This is a genomic window from Actinosynnema sp. NPDC004786 (assembly GCF_053601135.1).
The window spans coordinates 1-6,882 of sequence record NZ_JBSGBG010000100.1; the positions used below are offsets into that span (position 1 = coordinate 1).

Annotated in this window: 4 protein-coding genes; all 4 read left to right on the plus strand. The window is 72.5% G+C overall.

Annotated elements, in window-relative coordinates; genetic code table 11:
- Positions 1-378: 378 nt before the first annotated feature.
- From car to ACWEFJ_RS39015, 4 genes are read left to right on the plus strand one after another with little or no spacing between them, the layout of a single operon-like run.
- Complete coding sequence (gene car / locus ACWEFJ_RS39000) at positions 379-3,801, plus strand: carboxylic acid reductase (RefSeq protein WP_449716885.1); 3,423 nt, start codon at positions 379-381, stop codon at positions 3,799-3,801.
- 18 nt (positions 3,802-3,819) lie between these two features.
- Entirely contained in the window at positions 3,820-4,521 is a 702-nt protein-coding gene (locus ACWEFJ_RS39005; RefSeq protein WP_378094963.1) for a methyltransferase, read from the plus strand.
- Between the two features lie 50 nt (positions 4,522-4,571).
- Positions 4,572-5,753 carry a methionine adenosyltransferase gene (metK, locus tag ACWEFJ_RS39010; RefSeq protein WP_449716887.1) on the plus strand — a complete coding sequence of 394 codons (1,182 nt, stop codon included), beginning with the start codon at positions 4,572-4,574 and terminating at the stop codon, positions 5,751-5,753.
- 25 nt (positions 5,754-5,778) lie between these two features.
- Entirely contained in the window at positions 5,779-6,789 is a 1,011-nt protein-coding gene (locus ACWEFJ_RS39015) for a carbohydrate kinase family protein (RefSeq protein ID WP_449716886.1), read from the plus strand.
- The last annotated feature ends 93 nt before the right edge of the window (positions 6,790-6,882 follow it).

Sequence of the window (6,882 nt, forward strand, 5' to 3'; positions counted from 1 at the left end):
GCCGCCGCTCGTGCCGCCGCCGCTCGTGCCGCCGCCGCTCGTGCCGCCGCCGCTCGTGCCGCCGCCGCTCGTGCCGCCGCTCGTGTCGCCGCCGCTCGTGTCGCGCCGCTCGTGCCGTGTCGGTCGCCCGCGCTGATCGGTCCCCGTCTCGCGGGGCAACCCCTTTCCCGTGCCCGAATTCGGGCGATTTGACGTTTTCGTGCACGTCATCGGCCCTCGCGGCCGCGACATGACAGATTCTGATCCGGCTTGTGGGCACCTCCCGGGTCGGCAACTAGCGTCGTGATCACCGGAGAGCAGCGCGGCACAACCGACGTCCCGCCCGGTGAACACCACCTCACTTGTGGTTGTCGAGCACCGATTCGACCCGGCAGTGCGATGTGGAGACCCAGCATGCGGCTTGCGCAAAAAGTGGCAGAAGTGATGCGGCGCTACGCGGACCGCCCCGCCGTGGGCGAGCGCGCGAAGGAGGTCGTCCGCGACCCCGGCACCGGCCGCACGTCGCTCCGCCTGCTGCCGTCCTACGAGACGACGACCTTCGCCCAGATGTGGGACCGCGTCCGCGCGGTGGCGAACGAGTGGCACCACGACCCGGTGGACGCCCTCGCGCCGGGGGACCGCGTGGCGCTGCTCGGGTTCGCGAGCCGCGACTACACCACCGTCGACCTGGCGTGCATCCGCCTCGGCGCGGTCAGCGTCCCGCTCCAGACCAGCGCCCCGATGACGCAGCTGGCGGCGATCGTGGCGGAGATCGAACCGCGCGTCGTCGCCGCCTCCCTGGACCGGGTGGACGCCGCGGTCGACCTGGTCGCGGACAGCCCGGCGGTCCGCCGCCTCGTGGTCTTCGACCACCACCCCGGGGTGGACGAGCACGACGAGAGGCTGGCCGCCGCCCGGGAACGCCTCGCGCGGGCCGGCCACGACGCCCGGGTCGAGTCCCTGGCCGACGTGCTGGGCCGGGGCGCGGCGCTGCCGGACGCGCCGCCGTTCACGCCCGCCGAGGGCGAGGACCCCATGACGATGCTGGTCTACACGTCCGGGAGCACCGGCACGCCGAAGGGCGCGATCTACACCGAGCGGCTGGTCGCGTCGATGTTCGGCGGCGACGGGTGGTCGGACCTGTTCTCCGAGGAGCAGGCGATCACCTTCCACTACATGCCGATGAGCCACGTCGCCGGGCACTCCTCGGTGAAGAACACCATGGCGCGCGGCGGGATCAGCTACTTCACCGCGAGCAGCGACCTGTCGACGTTCTTCGAGGACATCGCGCTGGCCCGCCCCACCGAGCTGTCGCTGGTGCCGCGGGTGTGCGAGATGCTGTTCCAGTACCACCGCAGCGAGGTCGACCGGCGCGTGGTGGCGGGCGACGACCGCGCGGCCGTCGAGGAGCAGGTCAAGGTCGACATCCGGCAGCGCGTCCTCGGTGGGCGGATCGCCTGGGCCAGTTGCGGTTCCGCGCCGCTGTCGGCCGAGCTGCGGGCGTTCGTGGAGTCCCTGCTGGACCTGGAGCTGCACATCCTCTACGGCACCACGGAGGTCGCGGGCGTCTCGGTCGACGGCGCGATGCTGCGGCCGCCGGTCGTCGACTACAAGCTCGTGGACGTGCCCGAGCTGGGCTACTACCGGACCGACACCCCGCACCCGCGCGGCGAACTGCTGCTCAAGACCGAGTCCGCCATCCCCGGCTACTACAAGCAGCCCGAGCTGTCGGCCTCGATCTTCGACGAAGACGGCTACTACAAGACCGGCGACATCGTCGCCGAGATCGCGCCGGACAAGCTGGAGATCCTGGACCGCCGCAACAGCGTGCTGAAGCTGTCGCAGGGCGAGTTCGTGGCCACGGCGAACCTGGAGGCCATCCTGGGCACGAGCCCGCTCGTGCGCCAGATCTTCGTGTACGGCAACAGCGAGCGGTCCTACCTGCTCGCCGTGGTCGTGCCCACGCCGGCGACCCTCGACCGGTTCGCCGCCGCGCCGCACGAGCTGAAGCAGCAGCTCAGCGAGTCCTTCCGCGAGGTCGCGAAGGAAGCGGGGCTGAACTCCTACGAGATCCCGCGCGACGTCCTGGTCGAGACCGAGCCGTTCAGCCAGGCCAACGGTCTGCTGTCGGACCACCGCAAGCTGCTGCGGCCGCAACTGCTCGCGCGGTACCGCGACCGGCTGGAGGCGATGTACGCCGAGATCGCCCGGCAGGAGTCCGAGGAACTGCTCGACGTGCGGCGCACGGGCGCCGACCGGCCGGTGCTGGAGACCGTCCAGCGGGCGGCCCGCGCGCTGCTGACCGGCTCCACCGTGGAAGTCGGCCCCACCGCGCACTTCCGCGACCTGGGCGGCGACTCGCTGTCCGCCGTGTCCTACACCAACCTGCTGCACGACATCTTCGGCGTGCGGGTCCCGGTGGACGTGCTGATCAGCCCGGCGAACGACCTGCGGCAGGTGGCCGAGTACATCGAGGCCAAGCGCGGGGCCGGCGTGGGCCGCCCCACGTTCGAGTCGGTGCACGACCAGGCCCGCGCCGAGGTCCGCGCCGCGGACCTGACCCTGGACAAGTTCCTCGACCCGGTCCTGCTGGAGCAGGCGCGCGAGCTGCCCCGGGTGACCGGCGAGCCCCGGACCGTCCTGCTCACCGGCGCGAGCGGCTACCTCGGCCGCTTCCTGTGCCTGGAGTGGCTGGAACGGCTGGCCCCGGCCGGCGGGAAGCTGATCTGCGTGGTGCGCGGCAAGGACGCCGCCGCGGCGCGCAAGCGGCTCGACGAGGCGTTCGCGGGCGGCGACTCCGACCTGGCCGCCAAGGTGGCCGACCTCGCGCCCGCCCACCTGGAGGTGCTCGCCGGCGACATCGCCGAACCCCGGCTCGGCCTGGACGAGCGGACCTGGGCCAGGCTGGCCGCGGAGGTGGACCTGGTGGTCCACGCCGGCGCGCTGGTCAACCACGTGCTGCCGTACAACCACCTCTTCGAGGCCAACGTGCTGGGCACGGCCGAGCTGATCGGCCTCGCGCTCACCGAGCGGGTCAAGCCGTTCACCTTCGTCTCCAGCGTCGCCGTGGCCACCTCCCGGGTGGGGCAGCCCGCGCTGGACGAGGACTCCGACGTGCGCGAGGCGATCCCCGTGCAGCCGGTCCACGAGGGCTACGCCGGCGGGTACGCGACCAGCAAGTGGGCGGGCGAGGTGCTGCTGCGCGAGGCGCACGACCTCGTCGGCCTCCCGGTCACCGTCTTCCGGTCGAACATGATCCTCGCCCACAGCCACTACGGCGGGCAGCTCAACGTGCCCGACGTGTTCACGCGCCTGCTGTTCAGCGTCCTGGCGACCGGCATCGCGCCGCGGTCGTTCTACCGCGCCCCGGACCGGGACGGCGCGTCCCCCCACTACGACGGCCTGCCCGTCGACTTCACCGCCGCGGCGATCACCGCCCTGGGCGCGGACCGGGACGCCGGGTTCCGCACCCTGAGCCTGGTCAACCCGCACGACGACGGCATCTCCCTCGACACGTTCGTGGACTGGCTCGCCGAGGCGGGCCACCGGATCGAGCGGGTGGACGACTACGCGGACTGGTTCGTCCGGTTCGGCACGGCCATGCGCGCCCTGCCCGAGGCGCAGCGGCAGCACTCGGCGCTGCCGCTGATCCACCGGTTCGAGCACCCCGAGGCGGTGGTGCCCGGCTCCGAGATCCCGTCCGCCCGGTTCCGGGAGGCCGTCCGCGCCGCCGGGCTCGGCCCGACCGGCGACGTCCCCCACCTGTCCGAGCCCTTCATCAGGAAGTACGCCGCGGACCTCAAGCCACTGCTGTCCGCTTAAGCCATCCCGAGGAGAGCCATGAGCCAGCAGCCGGACACCTTCGAGGACCGCTACCGGATCGGGCGCAAGCTCGTAGCGGAACTCGGCCCCGTCGGCGCCGACCGCACCACGTTCGAACTCCTCGGCAAGGAGTGGGACCTGGTGCCCGGCACGTACGCGCCCGCGCCGGGCACCGGCACCGAGTGGTACACCACCGTCCTGCGCTACCCCGTGGGCGGCCGCTTCCTGGAGATCGGCTGCGGCGCCGGCGTCACCGCCGTGTGGGCGGCCTTGCAGGGCTGCGAGCACGTGACCGCCACCGACATCACCGACACGGCGGTCGAGACCACCACGCTCAACGTCAAGCGCCACGGCGTCGAGGAGAAGGTCCGCGTGCTGCGCAGCGACGTGTTCTCCGAGCTGGACCCGGGGGAGCGGTTCGACACGGTCTTCTGGAACTGCAGCGTGATCGAGGCCCCGCGCGACTTCGAGTTCACCCAGGACTTCGAGTGGGCGATCTTCGACCGCGGCTACAGCGCCCTGCGCCGCTACCTCGCCGAGGCGCACGAGTGGCTGCGGCCCGGCGGGCGCGCCCTGGTCACCTTCAACAGCCTCGGCGACCTCGACCGCGTGCGGGCGCTCGCCGCCGAGGTGGGCAAGTCGCTGGTCCGGCTCGACCACACGACCAAGCGGCTGGCGGGCGAGGAGGTCACCTACAACGTCTTCGAGATCACCCGGTAAGGCCGCCCGGCACGCCATTCGTCCCTGCGGAGGAGACGGTGACCCCACGCTTGTTCAGTTCGGAGTCGGTGACCGAGGGCCACCCGGACAAGATCTGCGACGCGATCAGCGACGCGGTCCTCGACGAGCTGCTGCGCCGGGACCCCCGGTCCCGGGTGGCGGTGGAGACCCTGGTGACCACCGGCCAGGTGCACGTGGCGGGCGAGGTGACCACCCGGGCGCGGGTCGACCTCCCCGCGATCGTGCGGCAGGTGGTCCTGGGGGTCGGCTACGACTCCTCGGTCAAGGGGTTCGACGGCTCCTCCTGCGGCGTGAACGTGGCCATCGGGTCGCAGTCGCCGGACATCGCCCGGGGCGTGGACACCGCCTACGAGTCCCGGGTCGACGAGGCGGTGGACGCGCTGGACCGGCAGGGCGCGGGGGACCAGGGCCTGATGTTCGGCTACGCCTGCACCGACACGCCCGAGCTGATGCCGCTGCCGATCGCCCTCGCGCACCGCCTGGCCAAGAGGCTGACCGCCGTGCGGCGCACCGGGGTCATGCCGTACCTGCGGCCGGACGGCAAGACCCAGGTCACCGTCGAGTACGACGGGGACGAGCCGGTGCGGGTGGACACCGTCGTGGTGTCCGCCCAGCACGCCGACGGCATCGACCTCGACCACCTGCTGCGGCCCGACGTCCGCGAGCACGTCGTCGGCCCCGAGCTGGCCGGCCTGGACCTGGACACCTCCGACGTGCGGGTGCTGGTGAACCCGACCGGCCGGTTCGTGATCGGCGGCCCGATGGGCGACGCCGGGCTGACCGGGCGGAAGATCATCGTGGACACCTACGGCGGGATGGCGCGCCACGGCGGCGGCGCCTTCTCCGGCAAGGACCCGTCCAAGGTGGACCGCAGCGCGGCGTACGCGATGCGGTGGGTGGCCAAGAACGCGGTCGCCGCCGGCCTCGCGTCGCGGGTCGAGGTGCAGGTGGCCTACGCGATCGGCAAGGCCGCGCCCGTCGGGCTGTTCGTGGAGACCTTCGGCACCGAGACCGTGGACCCGCTGCGCATCCGGCAGGCCGTCACCGAGGTGTTCGACCTGCGCCCGGCGGCGATCATCCGCGACCTGGACCTGCTGCGCCCGATCTACGCGCAGACCGCGGCGTACGGGCACTTCGGCAGGCCCGAGCTGGATCTGCCGTGGGAGCGCACCGACCGCGCCGACGACCTCAAGCAAGCCGTGACCAGCTGACCGCCGACCCCCGGAGAGCGGGACCATGCGCATCGTCGTGACCGGATCCATCGCCACCGACCACCTGATGGCCTACCCCGGGAGGTTCGCCGACCACTTCGTCGCGGGCCACCTCGACACCGTGTCGCTGTCGTTCCTGGTGGACGACCTGGAAGTGCGCCGCGGCGGCGTCGCGGCCAACATCTGCTTCGGCTTGGCCCAGCTCGGCGTCACGCCGGCGCTCGTCGGCGCGGTCGGCAAGGACTTCGACGAGTACCGCGCCTGGCTGGACGGGCACGGGGTCGACACCCGGTTCGTGCGGGTCTCGGCCCACCGGCACACCTCGCGGTTCCTGTGCACCACGGACCTGGACCAGAACCAGATCGCCTCGTTCTACGCGGGCGCGATGCAGGAGGCGCGCGAGATCGACCTCGGGGCCGTGGCGACCGGGCTGGGCGGCGTCGACCTCGTCGTGATCGGCCCGAACGACCCGGACGCGATGGTGCGGCACACCCGGGACAGCCGGGCGTTGGGGCTGCCCTTCGCGGCGGACCCCTCGCAGCAGCTGGCCCGGATGGACGGCGCGTCGATCCGGGAGCTGGTGGACGGCGCGGCCTACCTGTTCACCAACGAGTACGAGAGCGTCCTGTTGCGACAGTCCACCGGCTGGTCCGCCGAGGAGGTCATCGGCCGGGTCGGGGCGTGGATCACCACCCTGGGCGCGGAAGGCGTCCGCGTCGAGCGCCGCGACCACCCGCCGCTGGTGGTGCCGGCGGTCCGGGTGGAGCGGGAGGTCGAGCCCACCGGTCTCGGCGACGCGTTCCGTGCCGGGTTCCTGTGGGGGACGTCGGTCGGGCTGGGCGTCGAGCGGGCGTGCCAGGTGGGGTGCGCGGTCGCGGCCGCCTCGCTGGAGACCGTGGGCACCCAGGAGTACACCCTCACCGAGGCCGACCTGCGCTCGCGCCTCGCCCACGCCTACGGCGACCAGGCCGCGACCGAGGTCGAGTCCCGGTTGCGCGTCCAGGCCGCCGCCGGGGCGACCCGGGCTTCGGACTAACTCCCCCACCGCCGGTCCCCAAACCTTCCTGTGGCCCCGTCGCGGACAACAGCGTTAGTATCGCCGGATCAATGCCCCGGGAGAAAGAGTGGC

What these genes read in the sequence shown, in the direction of transcription:
- car (WP_449716885.1), top strand. Translation starts at nt 379, where the DNA reads ATGTGGAGACCCAGCATGCGGCTTGCGCAAAAAGTGGCAGAAGTGATG.
- ACWEFJ_RS39005 (WP_378094963.1), top strand. Translation starts at nt 3,820, where the DNA reads ATGAGCCAGCAGCCGGACACCTTCGAGGACCGCTACCGGATCGGGCGC.
- ACWEFJ_RS39015 (WP_449716886.1), top strand. Translation starts at nt 5,779, where the DNA reads ATGCGCATCGTCGTGACCGGATCCATCGCCACCGACCACCTGATGGCC.